Annotated in this window: 22 protein-coding genes and 1 pseudogene; 7 read left to right on the forward strand and 16 right to left on the reverse strand. The window is 61.5% G+C overall.

What is annotated here, in order from left to right:
* Nucleotides 1-199: 199 nt before the first annotated feature.
* From AC07W5_RS18885 to AC07W5_RS18920, 8 genes are all read right to left on the reverse strand, one after another.
* The gene (locus tag AC07W5_RS18885; RefSeq protein WP_495024080.1) at nucleotides 200-2,188 is read right to left on the reverse strand and encodes a thioredoxin domain-containing protein; all 1,989 of its coding nucleotides are present in this window, start codon (nucleotides 2,186-2,188) and stop codon (nucleotides 200-202) included.
* Between the two features lie 10 nt (nucleotides 2,189-2,198).
* Nucleotides 2,199-3,047: a putative Fe-S cluster assembly protein SufT gene (gene sufT, locus AC07W5_RS18890; protein WP_495024081.1), complete on the reverse strand. Its 849-nt coding sequence runs from the start codon at nucleotides 3,045-3,047 to the stop codon at nucleotides 2,199-2,201.
* Nucleotides 3,048-3,053: 6 nt separating this feature from the next.
* Complete coding sequence (gene sufU, locus AC07W5_RS18895) at nucleotides 3,054-3,512, reverse strand: Fe-S cluster assembly sulfur transfer protein SufU (protein ID WP_494992968.1); 459 nt, start codon at nucleotides 3,510-3,512, stop codon at nucleotides 3,054-3,056.
* The gene (locus AC07W5_RS18900) at nucleotides 3,509-4,783 is read right to left on the reverse strand and encodes a SufS family cysteine desulfurase (protein WP_495024082.1); all 1,275 of its coding nucleotides are present in this window, start codon (nucleotides 4,781-4,783) and stop codon (nucleotides 3,509-3,511) included. Before AC07W5_RS18900 ends, sufU begins: the two co-directional genes overlap by 4 nt.
* Nucleotides 4,780-6,099 carry a Fe-S cluster assembly protein SufD gene (gene sufD / locus AC07W5_RS18905; protein ID WP_495024083.1) on the reverse strand — a complete coding sequence of 440 codons (1,320 nt, stop codon included), beginning with the start codon at nucleotides 6,097-6,099 and terminating at the stop codon, nucleotides 4,780-4,782. Before sufD ends, AC07W5_RS18900 begins: the two co-directional genes overlap by 4 nt.
* Nucleotides 6,096-6,860, reverse strand: a complete 765-nt coding sequence (gene sufC / locus AC07W5_RS18910) for a Fe-S cluster assembly ATPase SufC (protein ID WP_495012448.1) — start codon at nucleotides 6,858-6,860, stop codon at nucleotides 6,096-6,098. Before sufC ends, sufD begins: the two co-directional genes overlap by 4 nt.
* Nucleotides 6,861-6,875: 15 nt before the next feature.
* Nucleotides 6,876-8,324: a Fe-S cluster assembly protein SufB gene (gene sufB / locus AC07W5_RS18915; RefSeq protein ID WP_495024084.1), complete on the reverse strand. Its 1,449-nt coding sequence runs from the start codon at nucleotides 8,322-8,324 to the stop codon at nucleotides 6,876-6,878.
* Between the two features lie 246 nt (nucleotides 8,325-8,570).
* Complete coding sequence (locus AC07W5_RS18920) at nucleotides 8,571-8,888, reverse strand: Rieske (2Fe-2S) protein (RefSeq protein ID WP_495024085.1); 318 nt, start codon at nucleotides 8,886-8,888, stop codon at nucleotides 8,571-8,573.
* Between the two features lie 275 nt (nucleotides 8,889-9,163).
* Here AC07W5_RS18920 and AC07W5_RS18925 point away from each other — a divergent pair, with 275 nt between their 5' ends.
* Genes AC07W5_RS18925 through AC07W5_RS18935 form a run of 3 tightly spaced genes read left to right on the forward strand, consistent with a single transcriptional unit; the run spans nucleotide 9,164 to nucleotide 13,144 of the window.
* Entirely contained in the window at nucleotides 9,164-10,537 is a 1,374-nt protein-coding gene (locus tag AC07W5_RS18925) for a glutamine synthetase family protein (protein ID WP_494992974.1), read from the forward strand.
* A 52-nt stretch (nucleotides 10,538-10,589) separates the two neighbouring features.
* On the forward strand, nucleotides 10,590-11,981 hold the full coding sequence (locus AC07W5_RS18930; protein ID WP_495024086.1) for an aldehyde dehydrogenase family protein: 1,392 nt from the start codon (nucleotides 10,590-10,592) through the stop codon (nucleotides 11,979-11,981).
* A 2-nt stretch (nucleotides 11,982-11,983) separates the two neighbouring features.
* The gene (locus AC07W5_RS18935; RefSeq protein WP_495012445.1) at nucleotides 11,984-13,144 is read left to right on the forward strand and encodes an iron-containing alcohol dehydrogenase; all 1,161 of its coding nucleotides are present in this window, start codon (nucleotides 11,984-11,986) and stop codon (nucleotides 13,142-13,144) included.
* Nucleotides 13,145-13,395: 251 nt separating this feature from the next.
* Here AC07W5_RS18935 and AC07W5_RS18940 read toward each other — a convergent pair whose 3' ends face one another.
* Entirely contained in the window at nucleotides 13,396-13,866 is a 471-nt protein-coding gene (locus AC07W5_RS18940) for a YbhB/YbcL family Raf kinase inhibitor-like protein (RefSeq protein ID WP_495024087.1), read from the reverse strand.
* A gap of 165 nt (nucleotides 13,867-14,031) precedes the next feature.
* A complete protein-coding gene (ggt, locus tag AC07W5_RS18945; protein WP_495024088.1) occupies nucleotides 14,032-15,759 on the reverse strand; it encodes a gamma-glutamyltransferase in 1,728 nt (575 codons plus the stop codon).
* 217 nt (nucleotides 15,760-15,976) lie between these two features.
* Here ggt and AC07W5_RS18950 point away from each other — a divergent pair.
* A pseudogene (locus AC07W5_RS18950) lies at nucleotides 15,977-16,210 on the forward strand (flavohemoglobin expression-modulating QEGLA motif protein); the annotation flags it as partial.
* An 84-nt stretch (nucleotides 16,211-16,294) separates the two neighbouring features.
* Here AC07W5_RS18950 and AC07W5_RS18955 read toward each other — a convergent pair.
* The gene (locus AC07W5_RS18955) at nucleotides 16,295-16,549 is read right to left on the reverse strand and encodes a hypothetical protein (RefSeq protein WP_495024089.1); all 255 of its coding nucleotides are present in this window, start codon (nucleotides 16,547-16,549) and stop codon (nucleotides 16,295-16,297) included.
* Nucleotides 16,550-16,767: 218 nt separating this feature from the next.
* Here AC07W5_RS18955 and AC07W5_RS18960 point away from each other — a divergent pair, with 218 nt between their 5' ends.
* The 3 genes from AC07W5_RS18960 (at nucleotide 16,768) to AC07W5_RS18970 (ending at nucleotide 20,279) form a co-directional block, all read left to right on the forward strand.
* On the forward strand, nucleotides 16,768-18,510 hold the full coding sequence (locus AC07W5_RS18960) for an ABC transporter permease (protein ID WP_494992980.1): 1,743 nt from the start codon (nucleotides 16,768-16,770) through the stop codon (nucleotides 18,508-18,510).
* Between the two features lie 14 nt (nucleotides 18,511-18,524).
* A complete protein-coding gene (locus tag AC07W5_RS18965; protein WP_494992981.1) occupies nucleotides 18,525-19,847 on the forward strand; it encodes an ABC transporter ATP-binding protein in 1,323 nt (440 codons plus the stop codon).
* A gap of 237 nt (nucleotides 19,848-20,084) precedes the next feature.
* On the forward strand, nucleotides 20,085-20,279 hold the full coding sequence (locus AC07W5_RS18970) for a hypothetical protein (RefSeq protein ID WP_494992982.1): 195 nt from the start codon (nucleotides 20,085-20,087) through the stop codon (nucleotides 20,277-20,279).
* Nucleotides 20,280-20,324: 45 nt separating this feature from the next.
* Here AC07W5_RS18970 and AC07W5_RS18975 read toward each other — a convergent pair whose 3' ends face one another.
* From AC07W5_RS18975 to AC07W5_RS18995, 5 genes are all read right to left on the reverse strand, one after another.
* Nucleotides 20,325-20,507, reverse strand: coding sequence for a DUF1289 domain-containing protein (locus tag AC07W5_RS18975; protein WP_494992983.1), 183 nt, complete (start codon nucleotides 20,505-20,507; stop codon nucleotides 20,325-20,327).
* A gap of 3 nt (nucleotides 20,508-20,510) precedes the next feature.
* On the reverse strand, nucleotides 20,511-20,882 hold the full coding sequence (locus AC07W5_RS18980; RefSeq protein WP_495024090.1) for a hypothetical protein: 372 nt from the start codon (nucleotides 20,880-20,882) through the stop codon (nucleotides 20,511-20,513).
* A gap of 84 nt (nucleotides 20,883-20,966) precedes the next feature.
* Nucleotides 20,967-22,352, reverse strand: coding sequence for a sensor histidine kinase (locus AC07W5_RS18985; protein WP_495024091.1), 1,386 nt, complete (start codon nucleotides 22,350-22,352; stop codon nucleotides 20,967-20,969).
* Complete coding sequence (locus tag AC07W5_RS18990) at nucleotides 22,328-22,993, reverse strand: response regulator transcription factor (RefSeq protein ID WP_495012439.1); 666 nt, start codon at nucleotides 22,991-22,993, stop codon at nucleotides 22,328-22,330. Before AC07W5_RS18990 ends, AC07W5_RS18985 begins: the two co-directional genes overlap by 25 nt.
* A 139-nt stretch (nucleotides 22,994-23,132) precedes the next feature.
* Nucleotides 23,133-23,570: a hypothetical protein gene (locus AC07W5_RS18995; protein WP_495024092.1), complete on the reverse strand. Its 438-nt coding sequence runs from the start codon at nucleotides 23,568-23,570 to the stop codon at nucleotides 23,133-23,135.
* Nucleotides 23,571-23,588: the final 18 nt, after the last annotated feature.

Below are 23,588 nucleotides of genomic sequence, written 5' to 3' on the forward strand. Positions count from 1 at the left end.
GGCGCGTTCGTTGAGCAGATCGTCAAGTATTTGCAGGAGGATGTTCTGTCAGGCCGCTAATAAGCCTGCTCATGGCATGTTGTGTTATCCGTCGATATTCCAGAGCGTGGGGGCGCGGACAAAAAGTACCCGCAAACAGAAAGTACCGAGGTACAACTTCCAGCAATAGCTACTAGCCCAAGGGAATGTGCATAGACGTTCACCCCAGGCAGCGCTCTACGAGCTCCGCGGCACTGGTTACTGGCGCTTCGCAGGTACGGTTACGGCACACATAGGCGCTGGTTTGCCCTGCGATCGCAAGCCGGCCGACGCCGTTGGGCACATCCTCGGCAAAGGCCAGGACTCGTGCCGGCAGGTAGCGGCGTCGCAGGCTCGCCACCAAGGCGCTGGCGGCGCAACGTTCGCCAGCGATGACGATGCTGACCGGACCACGCTGTACGAAGTCCTGCGCCGCCAGGAGATGGGCAAAGTCGAAGGGACTCCGGGCGGCTGCGGCGCGGTACATCGTGAACACCTGCTCGGCACGCTCGCGGTATAGCTCGCGGCCGGTCAGCTCAAAGAGTCGCAAGAACGCGAATACGCTGCTCGAGGTGCCCGACGGCCAGGCATTGTCGTGCGGTGCGCGGGGCCTGTGCACCAGCGGCTCGCCATCACTGGGCGTGAAGTAGAGCCCGTCCTCCCAGAACTTCTCGAGGATCAGCTCGACCAACCGCGTGGCGCGTTCGAGATAACGCTGATCGAAGTCGCACTCGTAGAGATCGAGCAACGCGTTGGCGAGGAAGGCGTAGTCCTCGAGAAAACCCGGAACCTTGGCCGTGCCCTCCCGCCAAGCCCGGTACAGGCCTGCCTCGGGCGTCGAAAGACGGTCCAGAATGAAATCGGCGGCGCGTCTCGCGGCGTCCAGGTGGGTTGCGGTTCCGGTCGCCTGATAGGCGGCGCAAAGACCCTGGATCATCAGCGCGTTCCAGCTGGTGAGGATGTTCTCGTCGCGCCCCGGACGAACGCGCCGGGCACGCGCCACCAACAGCTTGTCGCGCAGGCCCGCCAGTTGCGCTTCCTGCGTCACGTCCAGTGCGACGGCGCGGTGCAGCACGGTGCTGCCATGCTCGAAGTTCCCGCTGGCGGTCACACCCCAGGCCCGACAGGCCAGCGCGGCGTCCGGGTCGCCGAGGACGGCCTGCACCTGCGCGGGTGTCCACACATAGAATTTGCCTTCTTCACCCTCGCTGTCAGCGTCTTCGCTGGCGTAGAAACCGCCCTCAGGATGCGTCATGTCACGCAGCAGGTAGTCGATCGTCTCTTCGAACACGCGCCGCCAGGCAGGCTTGCCGGTCGCGCGATAGGCGTCGGCATAGAGTTTCACCAGCTGACCGTTGTCGTAGAGCATCTTTTCAAAATGCGGTACGGCCCAGCGCTCATCCACGCAGTAGCGAGCGAAGCCGCCGCCCAGGTGATCGTAGAGTCCACCGGCGGCCATGCAATCGAGGGTCAGCGCAAGGGACTGCAGCAAGTCCGGCTCGTGCAAGCGCTGATAGAGGCGCAGGACGAGATCGTGGCACGCCGGGTTGGGAAACTTCGGTGCGCTGCCCAGGCCACCATGCACAGGGTCGGTGTTCTTCGCAAACAGTCGGGCAGCAACGGCCGGTGGGTCTTGCTCCGGCGGCGTCTCGCCCTCCAGCATCAGCGTCTCCATCTCGCGGTAGCCCTGGAGGAGCAGCTCGACGTTCTGGCGCATCGCCGCGCGGTTGTTCTGCCAGGCCGCGCTCAGACCGTGCAGGAGCTGGGTGAACCCAGGCCTGCCATAACCCTCCTGCGGCGGGAAGTAGGTGCCGCCGAAGAACGGCTCGCGCTCCGGCGTGAGGAATACCGTTAGCGGCCAACCGCCGCCCTGCCCCATCATCTGCACGACTTTTTGATAAATGTCGTCGAGGTCAGGCCGCTCCTGGCGGTCGACCTTGATGTTGATGAAGCGCTCATTCATCAGGCGCGCAACCTCCGGGTTCTCGAACGACTCATGGGCCATTACGTGACACCAGTGGCAGGCGGCATAACCCAGCGACAGGTGGATGGGCTTGTCCTCGTCGCGCGCGCGGCGGAACGCCTCCTCGCCCCAGGGATACCAATCGACGGGGTTCTCTGCGTGCTGGCGCAGATAAGGTGAAGTTTCCCTGGCGAGTCGATTGCTCATCACTGACTCCTCACAACAGACCCAACTGCAGGCGGGCTGCATCGGACATGCGGCTTTGATCCCAGGGCGGCTCCCAGACGATTTCGACCTCGACCTGGCTGACCCCGGGGATGGTTTCGACCCTGGTGCGCGCCTCCTCCTTCAGCACGTCGCCCATCCCGCAACCGGGCGCGGTCATGGACATCTTGATCTCGACTCGCTGGCTGCCATCGGCGAGCGGCCGGGCCTGGCATTGGTAGATCAGCCCGAGATCGACCACATTGACCGGAATCTCCGGGTCGTAGACGGTGCGCAGCATATCGAGCACCTGCCGGATGTCGAAGGCGCCGCTCGCCGCCGGCTGGGCGCTCGCCTGGGGCTGCCCGCCCTGGTGAACATCCAGCCCCAGGGCATCGGCGTCGGCGGCGGCGATCCGCGCCAGCCGGCCCCTGGAGATTTGAACCGTGAAGCTGCCACCGAGTGCCTGGGTCACCACCACGCGCTCGCCGCGCCCCAACTGCAGCCGCTCCCCGCCCGGAATCAGGGTCACCGCGCAGTCCCGCGCAAGCTCTATCCACTGGGGCCGTCTTGGCTGGTTCGGGTTGTCGAACTGGAAACCGGCGCCGCGCAGGTCATGCACGAAATCGATGGACAGGCCATCGGCTCGCCGTGCGCTCGCCGGATCGAGCAACAGGCTGATGCCGTCCGTTTCGACGGCCATATCGCCTTCCTCGCCGGGCTCGAAGAGCAACTTATGCACGAAGCGCTCGTCGATATTGAGCCGCACCCCGTCCACGCGCCCATCCTCCAGGGCGTCGCGCAAGATTCGCCGCGCCGAGTCGCTGAGACGAATGCTGGGGATGGGTAGATCGGCTGCCATGGCTTATTACTCCGTCGTGACCTGTGAGCTGCCACCTTCGAGAGCGCTGCGCAGCGTGTGCCAGGCCAGGGTGGCGCACTTGACCCGCACCGGGAACTCCCAGACCCCTGAAAGCACCGCGAGCTTGCCAAGCTGCGCGGGCGTCACCCGGGCGTTTGGCCCCTCGGTGAGCAGCGCATGCACATGGGCAAAAAGTGTCAGTGCCTCCTGCGGCTTCTTCCCCTTGACTGCAAGGGTCATCAGGGATGCCGAGGCCTGGGAGATGGCGCAGCCGGCCCCCTGGAAGGCAATGTCCTCGATCACGCCGTCCGCGAGCTTGATATAAATCCTGAGCTGATCGCCGCACAGCGGATTGAAACCTTCCGCCGTACAGGTGGCGTCCAGGAGCTCGCGGAAATTGCGCGGCCGCTTGCCGTGGTCGATGATCACGTCCTGGTAGAGGTCGCGCAGTTCATCGTTGCTCACCGGAACACCTCCTGGACCTTGGCCAGACCTGCCACCAGCGCATCGATATCTTGCTCGGTGCTGTAGCAGCCGAGCGAGGCGCGGGCGGTGGCGGCCAGACCGAAGCGGTTCATCAACGGCTGCGCGCAGTGGTGCCCGGTGCGAATCGCGACCCCTTCACGGTCCAGAATGGTACCGATATCGTGCGGATGGATGCCGTCCAGAACGAACGAGAGGACGCCGACTTTCTGCGCCGCGGTGCCGATCAGCCGCAGGCCCGGCACTGCCGCGAGCGCCTTCTGTGCATAGGCCAGCACCGCCTGCTCGTGGGCGGCGATGGCCGCTGGCCCAAGCAGGCCCAGGAAGTCGACCGCCGCGCCGAGACCAATCGCGCCGGCCATGTTCGGTGTCCCTGCTTCGAACCTGTACGGCGGTTTGTTGTAGAGGGTCTTCTCGAAGCTGACCGAGAGGATCATGTCGCCGCCGCCCTGGTAGGGCGGCATGGCTTCGAGCAGCTCGTGGCGACCGTAGAGCACGCCTATACCGGTGGGCCCGTACATCTTGTGACCCGACAGAGCGTAGAAGTCGCAACCCAGCGCTCGCACATCGACCTTAAGGTGGGGGGCCGCCTGGGCGCCGTCGACCATTACGCGCACGCCCCGGGCATGGGCGAGTTCGACAATGCGCCGGATCGGGTTGATGGTGCCGAGCACATTTGAGACATGGGTAACGGCCACCAGCCGGGTCCGGGGCCCGATCAGCCGTTCCAGCTCATCGAGCAGGAGTTCGCCTGCGTCGTTGATCGGGGCCACCCGCAACCGGGCGCCGGTCTGCTCGCAGAGCATCTGCCAGGGCACGATATTGGAGTGATGCTCCATGGTGCTGATCAGCACCTCGTCGCCCGCGCGCAGCTGCGCCTTGCCATAGGTTTGCGCCACGAGATTGACCGCTTCGGTCGTGCCACGGACGAAGACAATCTCCTCGACGTGCTCGGCATTGAGGAAGCCCTGGACCTTGGCCCGAGCCTTCTCGTACTCCTCAGTGGCGCGCACCGAGAGGTAATGCACGCCTCGGTGCACGTTGGCGTTCTCCTGCAGGAAGAAGCGTGACATCGCGTCAATGACCGCCTGCGGCTTCTGGCTGGTCGCGGCGCTGTCGAGGTAGATCAGCGGCTTGCCATAGATCCGTTGCTTGAGGATCGGAAACGCCTGGCGCACGCGCTCGACGTCGTAGCCTGGCGTAAGGTCGAGCTGTTTCGAGCGTGCCTGAAGGCTGCTTTCGAGGTCATTCATGCCGACACCTCCAGGCCCCGCAGCTGCGCGGCGACCAGTCGCTCCACATGGGCCCGCAGCGGCTCCAGGTGAATGAGCTCCAGCATCTCGCTGACGAACGCATAGATCACCATAGACCGCGCCACCGCCAGGGGAATCCCCCGCGAGCGCAGGTAGAAAATAGCCTGCTCATCCAGTTGGCCGATGGCGGCGCCGTGGGCGCACTTGACGTCATCGGCGAAGATCTCCAGCCGTGGCTGGGTGTTGGCCTGGGCCAACCCCGACAACAAAAGATTCTTGTTGGTCTGGCTGGCATCCGTCTTCATCGCACCCGGACGCACGATGATCCGCCCGTCGAAGACCCCATGCCCGTGACCATCGATCACGCCCTTATAGAGTTCGCGGCTGGTGCAGCGCGGTGCCAGGTGCTCGATGGTCGTCTGGTTGTCCAGGTGCTGCTCGCCCCGGGGCAGGTACAGGCCGTTCAGGGCGACCTGCGCGCCAGGACCCTCGAGCATGATCCGCACCTCCTGCCGTGCCAGCGCCGCACCCAGTGCAAAGGAGTGCGCGGCGAAGTGGCTGCCCTGGGCCTGACGCACATTGAGCAGCGCGACATGGAACGCCGCCGTGCTCTCGTTCTGCACCCGGTAATGCTCAAGCGCAGCATCCGCGTCGAGTACCACTTCGCTGATGGCATTGCTGAGGTAGACCTCTGCCCCGCTGCCGACGTGGCTTTCCACCAGGGTCGCGCGGCTCCCCGCTCCCATCAGCACCAAGGCGCGCGGCTGGGTCATCAGCGGTGTGACGCCCGGGGCCGAGAGGAACACCAGATGGATCGGCTCATCGACCGTCGTATGGGCGGGTATCTGCACCAAGGCTCCGTCCTCGGCGAGGGCCGTATTGAGCGCGGTGAACGCCTGCGGTCGTGTGCGGAAGGCATGGGAGAACGGCGCTTCGAGCGTCCCGCTGTCGGCCGACAGCAGCCTGGCGAAATGGGTCACCCGGGTCTCTGGAGGTAGCGCCTCAAGCACCGAAAACTCAGCAGCGAAATAGCCATTGACGAAGACCAGCCGCGGGCCGCCATAGTTGCCGACGAGCTGCTCGATACTGGCGTCGGACAGGCCCCCGCTCGCGCCCGGCTCGGCTGGCCGCAAAGGAGTCTCCAGGATCGGCGCAACGCGTGTGTACTTCCAGGCTTCGTCCTTGGCCGCAGGAAAGCCGTGTTCGGCCACCCACTGGAACGCTGCGTTGCGCAATTCTCCCAGCCAGGCGGGCTGCCGGTCGTTGGCCCTGGGCTCAAGCCGCGCGAGAAACGCTACGCTCGCCGGAGTATTCATCGCATGGCTCCGGGCGCTGACGGTGCCTGCTCGAAGCTCCCATAACCGTGCTTCTCGAGTTCGACGGCCAGGGCCTTGTCGCCGGACTGCACGATCCGGCCGTTGGCCATGACGTGGACGCGATCCGGGACGATGTAGTCGAGCAATCGCTGGTAGTGGGTGATGACCAGCAGCGCGCGATCCTTGCTCCGCAGCGCGTTGACGCCGGCCGCGACTATCCGCAGCGCGTCGATGTCGAGGCCCGAGTCGGTCTCGTCGAGGATGGCCAGTTTGGGTTCCAGAATCGCCATCTGGAAGATCTCGTTGCGCTTCTTCTCGCCACCCGAAAAGTCCACGTTGACGGAGCGGTTCATGAAGCTCTGGTCCATCTCGACCAGCGCCATGCGCTCCTTGGCGAGCGCGAGAAAATCCAGCGCGTCGAGCTCCTCGAGTCCGCGCTGCTTGCGCACGGCGTTGAGGGCGGTGCGCAGGAAGTAGAGGTTGCCGACGCCAGGGATCTCGACCGGGTACTGGAACGCAAGGAAGATGCCGGCGACCGCGCGCTCTTCCGGCGCCATGGCGAGCAGATCCTGGCCCTCGTAGAGCACCTCGCCGCTGACCTCATAGGTATCAAAGCCCGCCAGCACTTGGGCCAGCGTGCTTTTACCCGAGCCGTTAGGCCCCATGATCGCGTGCACCTCGCCGGCGTCGACCCGCAACGTGATACCCCGCAGGATTTCACGGCCCTCGACGCTGGCGTGCAGATTGTTGATCTCGAGCATGCTCCACCCCGGGCCTCAGCCCACGCAGCCCTCCAGGCTCACGCCCAGCAGTTTCTGGGCTTCCACCGCGAACTCCATCGGCAGTTCCTTGAACACCTCGCGGCAGAAGCCGTTGACGATCATCGGCACCGCGTCCTCAGCGCTGATGCCGCGCTGCCGGCAGTAGAAGAGCTGCTCATCGCTGATCTTCGAGGTGGAGGCTTCGTGTTCGACCTGGGCGCTCGGGTTCTTCACCTCGACATAGGGGAAGGTGTGCGCGCCACACTGGCTGCCCAGCAGCAGGGAGTCGCACTGCGTATGGTTGCGGGCGCCGGTCGCGGCCTTCAGGATTTTCACCAGGCCGCGGTAGGTGTTCTGCCCATGGCCGGCTGAGATCCCCTTGGAGAGGATAGTGCTGCGCGTGTGCCGGCCAATGTGGATCATCTTGGTGCCCGTGTCCGCCTGCTGGTGGTTGGTCGTCAGGGCGACCGAGTAGAACTCGCCGACCGAATAGTCGCCCTGGAGAATCACCCCCGGATACTTCCAGGTGATGGCGGAACCGGTTTCGACCTGAGTCCAGGAAATTTTCGAGTGCGCGCCTGCGCACTTGCCGCGCTTGGTGACGAAGTTGAAGATGCCGCCGACCCCGTCTGCATCACCCGGGTACCAGTTCTGCACCGTGGCGTACTTGATCTGGGCGTTGTCCAGCGCGACCAGCTCGACCACCGCCGCGTGCAGCTGATTCTTGTCGCGCATCGGCGCGGTGCAGCCCTCCAGGTAGCTCACGTAGGCGCCCTCCTCGGCGACGATCAGCGTGCGCTCGAACTGGCCGGTATCCGCGGCGTTGATGCGAAAGTAGGTCGACAGTTCCATTGGGCAGCGCACGCCCTTGGGCACGTAGCAGAAGGAGCCGTCGGAAAACACCGCCGAGTTCAGTGTGGCGAAGAAGTTGTCGCTGTAGGGGACGACCGAACCCAGGTACTTGCGTACCAGCTCCGGATGGTTCTGCACGGCTTCGGAGAAGGAGCAGAAGATCACGCCGACTTCGGCCAGTTTGTGCTTGAAAGTAGTCGCCACCGAGACCGAATCGACCACAGCGTCCACCGCCACGCCTGTCAGGCGCTCCTGCTCGGCGAGCGAGATGCCGAGCTTGCCAAACATCTCGCGCAGCTCGGGGTCGACCTCGTCGAGGCTATTGGGCCCCGGCGTTTTCGGCTTGGGCGCCGAGTAATAGATGATGTCCTGGTAGTCGATGGGCTCGTAATGGACGTTCTGCCAGGTTGGCTCGCGCATCGTCAGCCAGTGGCGGTACGCTTTCAGGCGCCAGTCGAGCAGCCACTGCGGCTCGTTCTTCTTCACCGAGATCAGGCGGATGACGTCTTCGTTGAGCCCGCGCGGGGCGGCGTCGCTCTCCAAATCGGTGACGAAGCCGTACTTGTACGCCCGGCTGCTGAGTTCGCGGATCCTGGCATTGTCAGTGCTCATCGCTGACTCCTCCTGCGTCTGGCAGGACGAATTGATCTTTTTACTATACTCCCTTGCGGCGCGTGCGAGATCGCCAAGATCGTCCGAACGGGGGTACGCAAAACCTGTAGGAGCACGGCTTGCCGGCGATGGCGTCCTTGATATCGCCATCGTCGGAACGCCGCCCGGACCAAGCTCGGCTCCTACAAGGCCCGCAGCCTGCAGCCCCCAGCCCTAAGCCCGCGCAGCCCGCGCAGCCCGCAGTGCTCAAGTCTCTGCCGGCTCGCGCACCAGGATGTCGTCGCCGTCCAGCCGAACCTCGAACTGTTCGACCCGATAAGCCGATTCCGTGAGGCATTCGCCGCTGATCACGTCGAACTCATAGGCGTGTATGGGGCACGTCACGACGCTGCCGCAAAGCGTGCCTTCGCCCAGCGGGCCGTCCTCGTGCGGGCAGCTGTTGTTGATGGCGAAATACTGGCCGTCCACATTGAACAGCGCGACGGGCGTTCCCCCAAGGTTCACGGTCTTGCCGGTACCGGGTTCGATATCGCCCACGCAGGCGACCTTGACGAATTCACTCATGGTGCCACTCCAGGGTGCGACCGGCGCTCGGGCCATGATGCTGAGTCACCCGACTCAACAGCTGCACGGCCCCCTCTTGAATGTCATTTTAGCTTCTGGATCTGCTCCTGATTCGTCGGGTTTCGCTCCCCCAAAACTTGCGCGCAGCAACAGTAGGCTAAGCTTTCAGCAGCTCATTGCTCATGATGCTCGCTCCGGCAGGTTTTGGGTTTTCTGAAGAGCGTCTGCAACAGCTATTTCAGACAGGCCCAAGCATTTCACGCAGGACTGACGTGATGACCGAGCCCCTCCTCAGCTTTGAAGAACTCAAGCTCGCCGCCGCCTGCGGTGAAATCGATACCGTGCTGGTCTGCATGGTCGATATGCAGGGGCGACTGGTCGGCAAGCGATTCCAGGTCGAGTTTTTCATCGACAGCGGCCATGAAGAAACCCACTGCTGCAATTACCTGCTGGCCGACGACATCGACATGGAGCCGGTGCCGGGATACGCCGCTGCCAGTTGGAGCAAAGGTTATGGCGATTTTGTGCTCAAACCCGACATGGCCACGCTGCGTCGCGTGCCCTGGCTTGAGTGCACGGCGCTGGTGCTCTGCGACGTGCTCGATCATCACCACAGGCGGGACCTGCCCCACAGCCCGCGGGCGATCCTGAAAAAGCAGGTCGAGCGACTGCGCGAGCGCGGCTACAGCGGCATGTTCGCCTCCGAGCTGGAGTTCTATCTGTTCGACGAGAGTTACGAGGCTATCCACGAGCGCAACTACCGCAACCCGAAGACCGCCGGCCACTACATCGAGGATTACAACATCCTGCAGACCACCCGCGAGGAGCCGGTGCTTCGAGCGATTCGCAAACACCTGCAGGCATCAGGCATTCCCGTGGAAAACTCCAAGGGTGAATGGGGGCCGGGCCAGGAAGAGATCAACATCCGGTATGCCGACGCCCTGACCATGGCCGACCACCACGTCATCATCAAGCACGCCTGCAAAGAGATCGCGCAACTGCAGGGCAAGGCGATCACGTTCATGGCCAAGTGGCGCTATGACGCCGCGGGCTCCAGCAGCCATATACACAATTCGCTGTGGGACAAAAATACCAGGAAGCCCCTGTTCTTTGACCCCAAGGCCAAGTTTGGCATGTCCAGGCTGATGTGCTCGTGGGTGGCCGGGCAGCTCAAATACGCCAACGACATCACCTGTTTTCTCGCGCCCTACATCAATTCGTACAAGCGTTTTCAGGCCGGCACCTTCGCGCCGACGCGGGCGGTGTGGAGTCGGGACAATCGCACCGCGGGCTTTCGCTTGTGTGCAGAGGGCAGCAAAGCCATCCGCATCGAATGCCGTATCGGCGGCGCCGACCTCAACCCCTATCTGGCCTTCGCCGCCTTGATCGCCGCGGGTCTGGCCGGCATCGACGAGAAACTCAGCCTTGCGCCGCCCTTTGAGGGCGATGCCTACCTCGACGAGCACTTGCCTGAAGTGTCCAAGACCCTGCGCGATGCCTGCGCCGCGCTGCGGGCCTCGACCATGTTGCGCGAGGCATTCGGTGATGAGGTGGTCAACCACTACGTGCATACCGCCGACTGGGAACAGAAAGAATACGACCGGCGGATAACCGACTGGGAACTGCAGCGCGGCTTTGAGCGCTATTGAGCTATTCATTATTGAGCTATCCATTATTGAGCTATCCATTATCGAGAAAGTCATGACCGCAATGATTCAACTCATCTCACCGGTCGATGGCCGGGTCTACGCCGAACGCCGCCGCACCGAGGCGGCGCAGATCGAGCAGGCTCTGGCGGCTGCCGGCGCCGCCCAGGCGCAATGGAAGCGCCGGCCGCTGAGCGAACGCGCAGCCTGTTGCAGTGCCGCCGTGGACTCGATGCTGGCGATGAGCGCCGAAATCGTGCCGGAGCTGGCCTGGCAGATGGGCCGCCCGGTCCGCTTTGGCGCTGGCGAGCTGCGCGGCTTCGAAGAACGCGCACGGCACATGATCGCCATTGCGCCTGAAGCCCTGGCGGCGGTAGCACCCGCCCCTCTCGCGGGTTTTCGGCGCCATATCAAACGCGAACCGGTGGGTACGGTGCTGGTCATCGCGCCCTGGAACTACCCCTACCTTACTGCGGTGAATTCGATCATCCCGGCGCTGATGGCCGGCAACAGCGTCATCCTCAAGCACGCCACGCAAACGCTGCTGGTGGGTGAGCGCTTCGCCGAGGCGTTTCGCCGCGCCAATCTGCCCGAAGGCCTGTTCCACAACCTGCTGCTCGATCATGGGCAGACCGCCGCGATCATCGCCTCAGGAAGCGTGCAGCAGGTGAACTTCACGGGTTCGGTGGACGCCGGCAAGGCCATGGAAGTCGCCGCCATGGGACGCTTCCTCGGCCTGGGGCTGGAACTCGGCGGCAAAGACCCGGCCTATGTCCGCGCAGACGCCAACCTTGAGCATGCGGTGGAGAACCTGGTGGACGGCAGCTTCTTCAACAGCGGGCAGAGCTGCTGTGCCATCGAGCGGATCTATGTCGATAAAAAAATCTACCCGGCCTTTGTCGAACGCTTCGTCGCCCTGACTCGCCAATACGTGCTGGGCAACCCACTGGACGAAGCCACCACACTGGGCCCGCTGGTGACACCGAGCGCCGCCGAATCCGTTCGCCGGCAGATCGCCGAAGCACTGGCACTGGGGGCCAGTGCACTGATCGATCCAAAGGCTTTTGCCGCCGACGCGCCCGGCAGCGCCTACCTCGCGCCGCAGGTGTTAGTGGACGTCACCCATAACATGTCGGTGATGCGCGAGGAGAGTTTTGGCCCGGTGGTCGGGATCATGCCGGTTGCCAGCGACGAGGCAGCCATCACCTTGATGAACGACAGTGCGTTCGGGCTCAGCGCCTCCATCTGGACGCAAGATCTCGCCGCCGCCGAACGCCTGGGCGACGAGATCGCAACCGGCACCGTTTTCATGAATCGCTGCGACTATCTGGACCCGGCCCTGGCCTGGACCGGAGTGAAGGACAGCGGGCGCGGCGTAACGCTGTCGCGCATTGGCTACGAAAACCTGACTCGAGCAAAATCCTTCCATCTGCGCCACGAGATCTGAACATGAGCCTGACCGCGAACTGGAACTACCCCACAAGCATCCGCTTCGGTGTCGGCCGCATCGCCGAGCTGGCCGAGATCTGCCGCAGTCAAGGTATCCAGCGACCGTTGCTGGTCACAGACAGTGGCCTGGCACGTTCCTCGATCACCACGGCAACGCTGGACTCCTTGCGCGCTGCGGGCCTCGGTGTAGCGCTGTTTTGTGACCTCAAGCCCAATCCGGTGGAAGCCAATCTGGCGGGTGGGCTCCAGGCTTGGCATACCGGGAAACACGATGGCGTGGTCGCCTTCGGCGGTGGCAGCGGCCTGGATATGGGCAAGCTCATCGCCTTCATGAGCGGCCAGACCCGACCGGTTTGGGATTTCGAAGACATCGGCGACTACTGGACACGTGCCGACGAAAGCAGTATCGCCCCGATCATCGCGGTGCCGACCACCGCCGGTACCGGTTCCGAGGTGGGCCGTGCGGCGGTGATCATCGACGAGCGTACGCACACCAAACGCATCATCTTCCACCCGAAGATGATGCCGCGGGTGGTGATCAGCGACCCGGCCCTCACCGTCGGCATGCCGGCAAAAGTCACCGCCGGCACGGGCATGGATGCTTTTGCCCATTGCCTGGAGTCGTACTGCGCCCCCGGTTTTCATCCCATGGCCGAAGGTATCGCGGTGGAAGGCATGCGCCTGGTGGCCAATGCACTGGTACGGGCAGTCCACACACCCTCCGACCTCGATGCGCGAGCGCACATGCTGGCGGCTGCCGCGATGGGCGCCACCGCATTCCAGAAAGGGCTGGGCGGGATGCACGCACTCGCGCACCCGGTCGGCGCCCTGTACGACACCCATCACGGCATGACCAATGCCACGTTCATGCCCTATGTCCTGAAGTTCAATCGCCCAGCCATCGAGGAACGCATCACCCGCCTGGCAGCTTATCTGCGTCTGCCCACCCCGGGTTTCGACAGCTTTCTGGCCTTCGTCCTCAAGCTGCGCAAGGACATTGGCGTGCCGCATACGCTGGTTGAGCTGGGAGTGGATGATCGGCAGGCCGATCTGATCGCGGACATGGCGATTGTCGACCCCTGCGCCGGCGGCAACCCGCTGCCATTGACACGAAATGGCGCGGCAGAAATTTTCGCAGCGGCTTACCACGGCCGTCTGTAGGAGCAGCCGGTCGACGCTCGATTGGTCCGGGCGGCGTTCCGACGATGGACTTACCACGGCCGACTGTAGGAGCCGAGCTCGCTCGCGATGGACGTTAACGATAACGCGTGCTTTCTGAATAAACGCGTCGCCCTTGAGTCCATCGTCGGAACGCCGCCCGGACCAATCGAGCGTCGACCGGCTGCTCCTACACAAAAGCCGTCAGCCAAAGATCGTCCGAATGCGGCCCGAGCCTTCGGCAGCTCCTGCGCTCACCTCATTTTACGATAGGTGCCAATCAGCTCGGCCTTTGCCAGTACATGGCCGCGCATTGCGCTTTCGAGTTGGGCTTTGGTCGGCAGCTTCAGGTCCGGCAAGACCGTGTCCAGCGCGTAGAGCTTGTGAAAATACCGATGGTTGCCGATAGGCGGACAAGGGCCGCCGTAGCCGGTTTTCTGCCAGTCGTTGAGCCCCGGCAGCGTGCCGGGCGGCAGCATGCGCAGGTCTTCGGGCAACTCGGTTGTCGCCGCGGGCAGGTTATAGAGCACCCAATGCACCCAGGTCATCCTGGGGGCAGCGGGGTCCGGCGCGTCCGGGTCGTCCACGATCAGCGCCAGACTCTGGGTGCCTGGGGGGACACCGCTCCAGGCCAACGGCGGAGAAACATCCCGGCCTTCACAGCTGTATTGCGCCGGTATCGGACCTTGGGCATGAAAAGCGGGAGAATCAAGCATGAATGGCATGACCGCTACCTCTTTTTAACGTGTGTTTGACACCAGACTTGTGCCGCGCGGACTGGTTCCGCTGTTCCCGATAACAAGCACTCTTGTTGCACGCGACGCAGGTTCAACGCGATCAGGCTGAACTTGCGCCGCTCAACGAAGCCCTGAAACAGGGCTTCACATCACTTAGTAGCCCAGTGACAGGCCCGTGTTGCGACGCGGATCGTTCGCGCCGTAGAAACGGTTTTTGCCGACCGGTTTTGCGCCGAGCGAAGGTGCCCCGACCAATATCGCCGCGACATGGTTGGCGTTCTGCGGGCCGATGAACTTTTGTCCCCAGCTTTCGAGGATTTTCTGGGTATCAGCACTGACGGCGAACGTTTCAAGATTAGTCTCTTCAGGCAACCACTGTTGATGGAATCGTGGCGCATCGACCGCTTCCTGAATATTCATCTTGTAGTCGATGACGTTGAGGATCGTCAGCAAGGTCGCAGTGATGATCCGGCTGCCGCCTGGCGTACCGACGACCATGAGTGTTTTGCCGTCCTTGGTGACGATCGTCGGGCTCATTGAGGACAGTGGGGCTTTGCCTGGGGCGATAGCGTTCGCTTCCCCTTGCACAAGACCGTACATGTTGGGCACGCCGACCTTGGAGGTGAAGTCGTCCATTTCGTCGTTGAGGATGATGCCGGTCTTGCTGGCCATGACCCCTGCACCAAACCAATCGTTGAGGGTGTAGGTCACCGAGACCGCGTTGCCCCATTTGTCGACGATCGAGTAATGCGTGGTGTTGTTACCCTCGTGAGGCGCCACTCCAGGTTTGATCTCGCGGGAAATACCGGCTTTTTGCGGGGCGATAGCGGCGCGCAGCTTAGCCGCATAATCCTTGTCCAGCAGGTGCGCCAGCGGGTTCTTGACGAAGTCGGGGTCGCCTAGATAGCTGTTGCGGTCAACATAGGCGTGACGCATGGCTTCAATCTGATAGTGCAGCCCCTGAGCCGAGTGAAAGCCCAGGTTGGGCATCGGATAGCCTTCGAGGATGTTCATGATCTCGCAAATAATGACCCCACCCGAGCTCGGCGGCGGTGCGGAGACGACGTGGTAGCCACGGTAGTCGCACTCGATCGGCGCGAGTTCGCGGGTCTGATACTTATCAAGGTCGGCTTGCGTGATGAGGCCCTTGCCGGCCTTGCTCGAGTCGACGATAGCCTGGGCAACCCAGCCCTTATAGAAGCCCTCAGCCCCCTTACTGGAGATTTCCCGTAGCGTCTTGGCCAGGTCCTTTTGCACCAGCTTCTGGCCGGCCTGCATCGGCTCACCTTTGTTCAGGAAAATCGCGCCCGAGTCGTGCATGTCTTTCTTGAAGACGTCGGTCGCGGTTTCGAATAGATCGACGTCGCCCTGTTCAAGCACGAAGCCGTCCTCGGCGTATTTGATGGCTGGTGCAATGACATCGGCACGCTTCATCGTGCCGTATTTCTTCAGCGCCAGCTCCATGCCTGAAACGGTTCCCGGGACGCCGACTGCCAGGTGTCCCTTTGTACTGAGGTCCGGGACGACATTGCCATCCTTGTCGAGATACATGTTCGCGGTGGCTGCCAGGGGCGCCTTTTCGCGGAAGTCGAGGAAAGTCTTGCGGCCATCGGCCAACTGGATGGTCATGAAACCGCCACCGCCGATGTTGCCCGCAGCGGGGTAAACCACTGCCAGCGCATAACCGACCGCCACCGCCGCATCGACTGCGTTGCCGCCGTCCTTGAGCACATCGACGCCGACGTGGGTGGCCAGATGCTGGGCCGTGACCACCATGCCATTCTCGGCAGCGACCGGGGCTTGCGAAGCTGCTTGTGCACAGGTGAATCCAAGAGCGAGTGCCGTGGCAATAAATGATTTGGCAAGGGGCTCGAAATTCATGAGTCGATTCTCTTGTTTTAAGGTAAGTAAATGTCGTGTCGGATGGCCGACAGCCAAAAGACTGTAGGACAGTTTCAGCCTGCTCGACCGGCTAAATCACAACCATCGGACTCGCACACCCGCCAGGCGGGCAATCTCTTGGACTCCAGCCGCAACACGATGCTCTGGCAGAGCCTGAGTTTGGGAAAACTGATCCTCGTCCCCCAAGGAGGTTTGCGTGAGCACAGCGCCCCTGTCCGAACTCGATACCGCGCTACCCGGTCTGGCCCGCAAGATCCGCGTGCTGGATGCCCTGGCCTGGCCGGACGGGGTCGAGGAAGTCTTCCTGGCGCACTGGCGCGCCGCAGGTGCAGAACTGCCCAGGGTCGAGCTGCGCCCACGCGAGCACGGTGCTGACATCGCCTCCCTGGAAGCGTTTGCGGGTCGCTGCGATGAGGGGCACCCCGACGGCTGACAATGGATACGCACAGTGCGCAGAGCCGAACCAGACGCTGTGCAGAGCGCGATCCTTTAATATTCAAAAGTTATGTGAATTTTACACTTCTGTAATATTTTGATACGTATAATCCCGCCCTGAAAAGCGATTCATTGGCGCCTGGCCTGCTGGCAGCTGCAACACACGCAACACCCAAGCCAATGGCTTGATGACGTTAGCGTCAGGGTGCGGTTTCGCTTTTCCAGCCTCAATACCCATTTCAACCCCGCCAAAGGAGACTCCAGTCGTGGATCCTGCCCATTCTCGGTGGGCCATGTATGGGATGCCGAACACGGCGTAACCGGTGCGCGACATTATTCAGCAGTCTGTACCACTGAGTAACTCGGCCGCTCCCCCGGCAACTGCCCTGTAGCGTTCATTTGCGTGGCCTCCCTCCGTCGTTTTTTTTACCACTGCTCTAGAGTGTGCTGTGCTTAGACTGCCTCTGCTGCGCAGTTTCGTGCGTTTGTACTCTGGAAGGTGTTGACCTGTGGTCACGAACCACACTCAGAACGCTGCTGGAATCGCTGAACATGAAAAAGGTATTCCGTCATTACATCCCGGCTACGGCAAGGCGGCTGCTGCCCAATCGCTGGGATCTGGTAGCCCTGCCGCTGGTTGTCGGCTTTTTGCTGTTTTTCTCGATCGGTGCGCGTGAGACATGGGCGCCGATTTCGACCTTGCAGAGCCAGGTTATTTCGCTGGATCCGGCCAACCTGCCCGAATATGCGGTACGCACTACATTGCGCATGCTCGCGGCAATGGTTGCCTCGCTGATATTCACCCTGGTTTACGGTACGTTGGCTGCCAAAAGCCGGCGGGCAGAGAAATTGCTCGTGCCGGTACTGGATATCCTGCAATCGGTGCCGGTTCTAGGCTACATCTCGTTTACCGTGACGTTTTTTCTGTTGCTGTTTCCAGGACGAGTACTGGGCGCGGAATGCGCCGCCATTTTTGCCATCTTCACCAGCCAGGCCTGGAACATGACCTTCAGTTTCTACCAGTCACTGCGCATGCTGCCCCGTGATCTGGAAGAGGTATCCAGCAGCCTGCAGCTTTCCGGCTGGCAAAAATTCTGGAAGCTGGACGTTCCGTTCGCCATACCGGGGTTGGTCTGGAACATGATGATGAGCATGTCCGGGGGCTGGTTCTTTGTGGTTGCCTCTGAAGCCATCACCGTGGGTGACAAGACCATCACGCTGCCAGGCGTGGGCTCCTATCTGGCGACCGCCATTGAACAGCGCGACATGCATGCGGTGGGCTATGTCATTCTGGCGATGATTGTGGTCATCCTGATCTATGACCAGTTCCTGTTTCGGCCGCTGGTGGCATGGGCGGACAAGTTCCGTATGGAAGACACGGCCTCCCAGGGCGGCGCACCGGAGTCCTGGGTGCTGAATCTGATCCAGCGCACCCGGGTCATTCAGCGTCTGTTACGACCTTTTGTCCGCGCCATGACCCGCATTGGCCACATGCGCCTGAGCTTGCCACGAGCCCAGGCCATAGCGATGAACACGAGCCCGGCAACCTCACGAATCATTGACTGGGTCTGGGGCGGGCTGATTACTGCGCTCGCCCTCTACGCGCTGTACCACATAGTGCTCTACGTCAGCAGCGAAGCGACCTTTGCAGAGCTCTGGCATGTGCTCGGTCTGGGCTTGATCACGCTGTTGCGGGTGGTTCTGCTGATTGCCGTCGCGTCACTCATTTGGGTTCCACTTGGGGTGCTGATTGGTCTGCGTCCGCACCTTGCGGAAAAAATCCAGCCCTTGGCCCAGTTCCTTGCGGCGTTCCCGGCCAACCTGTTGTTTCCAGTGTTTGTCATCGTGATCCTGCACTACAAGTTGAACCCGGATATCTGGCTGAGCCCACTGATCGTGCTGGGTACTCAGTGGTACATTCTGTTCAACGTGATTGCCGGCGCCAGTGCGTTTCCGAATGACTTCAGAGAGGCGGCTACCAATTTCCGCATCCGCGGCTGGCAGTGGTGGCGCAAAGTAATGCTCCCCGGCATCTTCCCGTATTATGTGACCGGGGCGATTACCGCCTCTGGCGGGGCCTGGAACGCCAGTATCGTTTCCGAGTTCGTTTCATGGGGACAAGACAAGGTGGTGGCACATGGCTTGGGTGCCTATATCGCGCAAACCACGGCGGCCGGCGATTTTCCGAAAATCACCTTGGGCGTGGTGGTCATGTCGCTGTTTGTCGTGGCCTTCAATCGTTTGGTGTGGCGACCGATGTACGCCATTGCTGAAAACAAACTCCGTTTGAATTAACCCGAGTCGGTCTCATGAATAGCCATACCGAATACTCCAGCGCAGCCTCCGAAATCTACTCGCTCACCAAGGTGAGCAAGGGCTTTGGCAATGGCAAGGATGAGCGGCAAGTTCTTAGCAACGTTGACCTGACCCTGCGCGAAGGCGAGATTGTGGGCCTGCTGGGCCGCTCCGGCTCGGGTAAGTCGACGTTGCTGCGCATCATCGCCGGCCTTATACAATCCACCTCTGGCGAGGTCCGATACAACGGCTCATTGTTGTCGGGTCCCGCTGAAGGTGTGGCCATGGTCTTTCAGACCTTTGCCCTGTTTCCGTGGCTGACCGTACTGGAAAACGTAGAGGCCGGTCTCCAGGCGCTGCAGGTAGAACCAAAAGCTGCGCGCAAGCGCGCGCTGGCCGCGATTGACCTGATCGGCCTTGACGGGTTTGAAAACGCCTACCCGCGTGAGCTGTCCGGCGGGATGCGTCAACGGGTGGGCTTCGCCCGAGGCCTGGTGGTCAACCCCACCTTGTTATTGATGGACGAGCCTTTCTCTGCCCTGGATGTACTGACGGCAGAAACGCTTAGAACCGATTTGCTGGATTTGTGGAGCGGGGAGCAGCTACCGATCAAATCCATCCTGATCGTGACTCACAATATCGAAGAAGCGGTATTGATGTGCGACCGTATTCTGGTCTTGTCGTCAAATCCCGGGCGGGTTGTGGCGGAAATCAAGGTGCCGTTCGCCCACCCACGCAACCGTCTGGATAAGCCCTTTCGCAAGATGGTCGATGACATCTATGCATTGATGACCAACCGGCGAAGTGCCGACGCCAAGACCGGCAAGGCCGAACTGCAGGTGGGCAGTCAGTTGCCAGATGTCTCAACCAACCTGATGGCTGGCCTGATCGAAGCACTGGCGGCCGAACCCTATAACGGCCATGCAGGCTTGCCGAACGTTGCAGAGCGGTTGTTGCTGGAAGTGGACGATTTGTTCCCGGTGGCAGAGATGCTGGAACATCTGGGGTTTGCTGAACTCAAGGGTGCCGAGATCACACTCACCGAGGCTGGCAAGCTGTTCGCCGAGTACGGCACCCAGGAACGCAAAGTCATGTTCGCGGAACATCTGCTCAGACAGGTGCCATTGGCCGCGCGAATCCGACAGGTATTGCAGGAACGGCACGGGCACTGGGCGCCACGTGTACGTTTCGAGCAGGAACTGGAAGATTCACTCAGTGAAGCTTTTGTGGAAGAAACACTGGAAAGCGTAATCAGCTGGGGACGATACGCTGAAATTTTTTCCTATAACGACCACACCGAGACGTTCAGTCTGGAAGACGTCGAAGGCAGCCTGTAGCACTCGCCACGGGAGACAGGCCAAGGCAGAGCACGATTGTGTGCCCTGCTGGCCGACAGGATCCCGATGAAGAAATACGAAAAATACAGAACCTGTACCAAACTCCAACAGCCATGCGTTCGACGCTAATGCTGCGCCACTCCTGCGACAGGTTGGAACAACGGCAGGGTATGTGGCGGCGTTCGGAAGGTTATCGGATCATGCATTGTGTAGCTTCCAGCCAGGCGAGACTGAAAAATGAAGTTGAATCACGTCAAAGTTTTTTTAATGGTCAGCACTTTATTGTTGAGCGCCTGCTCTGGAATGACTACCAGCACTTGTTTTTCAGAGAGTTGCCGTCAGTCTGACACCAGTAACCCCAAGCTGAATGTTGGGGGGGCAACGCTGGGTAACAGTTTCAATCAATACAGTTCGGGACTGTTGCACGACTGAAACGGTTCCAGTGTCGGATGGCTTATCCGCGATGAAGCCAGCGGCTCACGCGTTCTTTTTTTGCAGACTTTGCAGGCGCAGGCTCGCTCGTTGCACGACGGCCATCTTTTCGGGGCGCTTCATGCGCTTCCATTTTCTGATGTCCTCCTTGGTGCGGCCACAACTCACACACAGCTCACCGCGCAGCTGACAAACGGCAATACACGGGTTTTCGATATCTTTGGCCATGCGTCAACCTCGAGTCGAGCGCTTGCGCGCCAGGCGTTGCTGCCAGTTTCCGGCATTGGCGCGCTGACATTGCTCTTCAGTGTCAAATTGCACGTGGGCCGAGACCGGACTGACGACAATATCCGCGTCACTGAACGCCGCGGCAGTCAGTTCGACCATGCGCTCACCTCGCCCGCTGGCCAGGGCCTGGCTCTTGTTGACCTGCGTGTCGAAGATCCAGGTAACCATCAGGCTGGCGGGGAACACCGTGTAATCCACCTCGTGGGTCAGCCAGGAGAACCCTGTAATTTCCGCTTTGGCCGTCTCACAAGCCTCGGTCAGGGTAGCCACCAGGCGACGCTCGATTCGCGCCTGATCGCGTTTGCTTAAAAGCATGGGTTGATCCTTGTATGAGTATCCAGAGCTGGCCGAAGGGGTATATGGGCCAGCCATGTGTTCTTTTCGCGGATGAATCCGCTCCTACAGACGGGCGACGACGGGGGCTCTGCGGGTGATCGCTGACGGCAACCACACCGAAACACACAACCCGCTTCTTCCCGTCTCATCGCAAAATCCCAGGCGGATCCGTGCCCCGTTGCGATCCGCTATCGCCTTGACGATGGACAGTCCCAATCCGGACCCCACCTCATGGCTCCCCAGGCTGCGATAAAACGGATCGAATACACGCTCCCGTTCCTCAGCCGCAATCCCGGGGCCGGAGTCCCTGATCTGCAACAGCGCCCCGCCCACCTCCATGCCCACCGAAAGGTCCACCCGCCCGCCCACAGGTGTGTAGCGAATGGCGTTATCGACCAGGTTCTTGACCACGGCGAGCAGGTCGATCTCATTGATCAGCACCTGCACATCCTGTTCGTCCTCGACGCCGATGTCGATCTGCTTGATTTCGGCCAGCGGCAGCAGGTCCTCCAGCACGCGACGATAGACACCATGCACGGAAACCGGCGATGTGGGCAGCATCGAGGTCGATTGTGCGGTGGCCAACGCCAACAGTTGATCAATGAGATTCTTGCCGCGCTCGATCCCCCGCCGCAACGGAAACAGACGCTCCCGGGCCAGAGTCGACATCTCTGCGCCAGCCAGGCGTTCGGCTTGCAGGGACAGCGCCGTCAGCGGCGATCGGAGTTCGTGGGCAGCGTCGGCGACGAAGCGGCGCTGGGTTTCCATCGACTGAGCCACACGGTTGAGTAATCGATTGATGGCCAGCACGAAGGGGCGGATTTCGGCAGGCAGATGGTTCTCGTCAATGGGGTGCAGTTCCTGCTCGCCGCGCTGGTCGATTTCACAAGCCAGTACCGCGATGGGTCGAAACAGCTTGCGCACCAGATCGGCAACCACCAGCAAGAGCACGGGAAACAGGATGAAAAACGGCAGCAGGCCGCGCCAGGCGCTCTCGCGGGCGTCCTTGTCGCGCACGCCGGTTTCCTGCGCGACGGCGATGCGTTCGCCACTTTTCATGGTCTTGACCAACACACGAAACGGTTCGCCACCGACTTCCAGCGTCGACAGCCCATCGACCAGCGTGGTCGGCAGTGGCAGCGGTGCCCCGGCATCAACGTTGCCCGACGCCTTGCTGCCATCGGTCAGGTGCTGAATGATGACCCTGGATTCTTCATCGTCGCCCTCGATACCCCCGCCGTGCTGCGGATAGGCCAGCGTCATCTGCTGACGCTCGAACAGCGCGGCCACCTGACGCAAGGTATTGTCCTGCATTTCGAGGGTTTCATCGAAGGCAGAGACGAAGGCGAAAATACCGGCCACGATAGCGACGATCAGGATGACCAGCGACAGGGAAACGGACAGCCTGAGTTGGACTGACTCGCTCAGTCGCTTTTTGAAACCATCCATCCCATACCCCTGACATTCTTGATGATGTGGCTACCCAGCTTGCGACGCAGTGCATGGATCAGGAACTCCACCGCATTGCTTTCCACTTCATTGCCCCAGCCATAGATACGGTCTTCGAGATCGCTGCGCGAAAGAATTGCGCCCGGCCTGATCAACAGCGCCTGCAGCAGCGAGAACTCACGGCTGGAGAGCTGGACGCCGGGATTTTCTTCGGTGCTGGCTTGTTTCGAGATCGGGTCCAGCGACACCACGCCGTTGCTGAACACGGGTAACGCGCTGCCACCTTTGCGGCGCAGAACGGCACGCATGCGGGCCAGCAATTCCGCCATTTCAAAGGGTTTGAGCAGGTAGTCGTCAGCGCCGCCATCGAGGCCGCGCAAGCGATCGTCGAGGCTGTCGCGGGCAGTAATGATCAGCAGTGGAACGCCGTTGTTGCCGGCACGAATGCTGCTCAATACCGCAAGGCCGTCCTTGCCGGGCAGGCCAAGGTCAAGCAGCACCAGGTCATAATGTTGAGTGTCCAGCGCAGTAAGGGCGGTCAGCCCATCCCTGACCCAGTCGGCGGCGTAACTGGCATCCGTCAGCGCGCCCTGGATCGCATCCCCGATCATGGGATCGTCTTCGACCAGCAATATCCGCATGGCCCTCTCCGGTGATAAGTGAGGCTCGACACTCACGCGGGTATACCTGCGTGAGTGTCGAGCCCGCATTGAATCACCTGTTCAAGCGTGCGCGAAGCGATTTATCTGGATTGAAAGCCGTCCCCTTCGCTTCTTGCCGTCATTTTTTTCCTTGCAGCGTATTGAAGGTTTTCAGCAAATCATCCATTGCCGCCTTGCAGTCGCTCTGTTTCGGGGTGCTGGCGCGCAAGGCCTCAAGTGCAAGGTCAATGGCCTTGTCCAGTACATGCCAGTCACTGGCAGCACGAGGCTTGATGCCGGCTTCCGCGGAGTCCCAGGACAATTCCAGGTCCTTGATACGTGTTTTCGCGCCCGGCAAGTCGTTCTTGTCGACGAGATCGGCGACGTTTGCCGCAATGCTCTGGAACGCCGACAGGTCGCCCAGTTTCGAGGCCGAGCTCTGCTGAACACTGGCCGCGCCCGAAGTAGCGCTCGTTTTTGGGGCGTCAGCAGGTTTCGAACACCCGGCGGCCAGGCCAAATACGACGATGGCTGAAAGGATGGCGGCTTTACGAATGGCGGTTTGAACGTAGACCATGATGATTCCTTGATAGGC

It is taken from the genome of Pseudomonas sp. GW821-FHT01E05, from assembly GCF_059422425.1.

Bases quoted from the DNA above. Each gene is read 5' to 3' on its own strand.
- AC07W5_RS18885 (WP_495024080.1), bottom strand. From the start codon at position 2,188: ATGAGCAATCGACTCGCCAGGGAAACTTCACCTTATCTGCGCCAGCAC.
- sufT (WP_495024081.1), bottom strand. From the start codon at position 3,047: ATGGCAGCCGATCTACCCATCCCCAGCATTCGTCTCAGCGACTCGGCG.
- AC07W5_RS18900 (WP_495024082.1), bottom strand. From the start codon at position 4,783: ATGAATGACCTCGAAAGCAGCCTTCAGGCACGCTCGAAACAGCTCGAC.
- sufD (WP_495024083.1), bottom strand. From the start codon at position 6,099: ATGAATACTCCGGCGAGCGTAGCGTTTCTCGCGCGGCTTGAGCCCAGG.
- sufC (WP_495012448.1), bottom strand. From the start codon at position 6,860: ATGCTCGAGATCAACAATCTGCACGCCAGCGTCGAGGGCCGTGAAATC.
- sufB (WP_495024084.1), bottom strand. From the start codon at position 8,324: ATGAGCACTGACAATGCCAGGATCCGCGAACTCAGCAGCCGGGCGTAC.
- AC07W5_RS18920 (WP_495024085.1), bottom strand. From the start codon at position 8,888: ATGAGTGAATTCGTCAAGGTCGCCTGCGTGGGCGATATCGAACCCGGT.
- AC07W5_RS18925 (WP_494992974.1), top strand. From the start codon at position 9,164: ATGACCGAGCCCCTCCTCAGCTTTGAAGAACTCAAGCTCGCCGCCGCC.
- AC07W5_RS18930 (WP_495024086.1), top strand. From the start codon at position 10,590: ATGACCGCAATGATTCAACTCATCTCACCGGTCGATGGCCGGGTCTAC.
- AC07W5_RS18935 (WP_495012445.1), top strand. From the start codon at position 11,984: ATGAGCCTGACCGCGAACTGGAACTACCCCACAAGCATCCGCTTCGGT.
- AC07W5_RS18940 (WP_495024087.1), bottom strand. From the start codon at position 13,866: ATGCCATTCATGCTTGATTCTCCCGCTTTTCATGCCCAAGGTCCGATA.
- ggt (WP_495024088.1), bottom strand. From the start codon at position 15,759: ATGAATTTCGAGCCCCTTGCCAAATCATTTATTGCCACGGCACTCGCT.
- AC07W5_RS18955 (WP_495024089.1), bottom strand. From the start codon at position 16,549: ATGTCGCGCACCGGTTACGCCGTGTTCGGCATCCCATACATGGCCCAC.
- AC07W5_RS18960 (WP_494992980.1), top strand. From the start codon at position 16,768: ATGAAAAAGGTATTCCGTCATTACATCCCGGCTACGGCAAGGCGGCTG.
- AC07W5_RS18965 (WP_494992981.1), top strand. From the start codon at position 18,525: ATGAATAGCCATACCGAATACTCCAGCGCAGCCTCCGAAATCTACTCG.
- AC07W5_RS18970 (WP_494992982.1), top strand. From the start codon at position 20,085: ATGAAGTTGAATCACGTCAAAGTTTTTTTAATGGTCAGCACTTTATTG.
- AC07W5_RS18975 (WP_494992983.1), bottom strand. From the start codon at position 20,507: ATGGCCAAAGATATCGAAAACCCGTGTATTGCCGTTTGTCAGCTGCGC.
- AC07W5_RS18980 (WP_495024090.1), bottom strand. From the start codon at position 20,882: ATGCTTTTAAGCAAACGCGATCAGGCGCGAATCGAGCGTCGCCTGGTG.
- AC07W5_RS18985 (WP_495024091.1), bottom strand. From the start codon at position 22,352: ATGGATGGTTTCAAAAAGCGACTGAGCGAGTCAGTCCAACTCAGGCTG.
- AC07W5_RS18990 (WP_495012439.1), bottom strand. From the start codon at position 22,993: ATGCGGATATTGCTGGTCGAAGACGATCCCATGATCGGGGATGCGATC.
- AC07W5_RS18995 (WP_495024092.1), bottom strand. From the start codon at position 23,570: ATGGTCTACGTTCAAACCGCCATTCGTAAAGCCGCCATCCTTTCAGCC.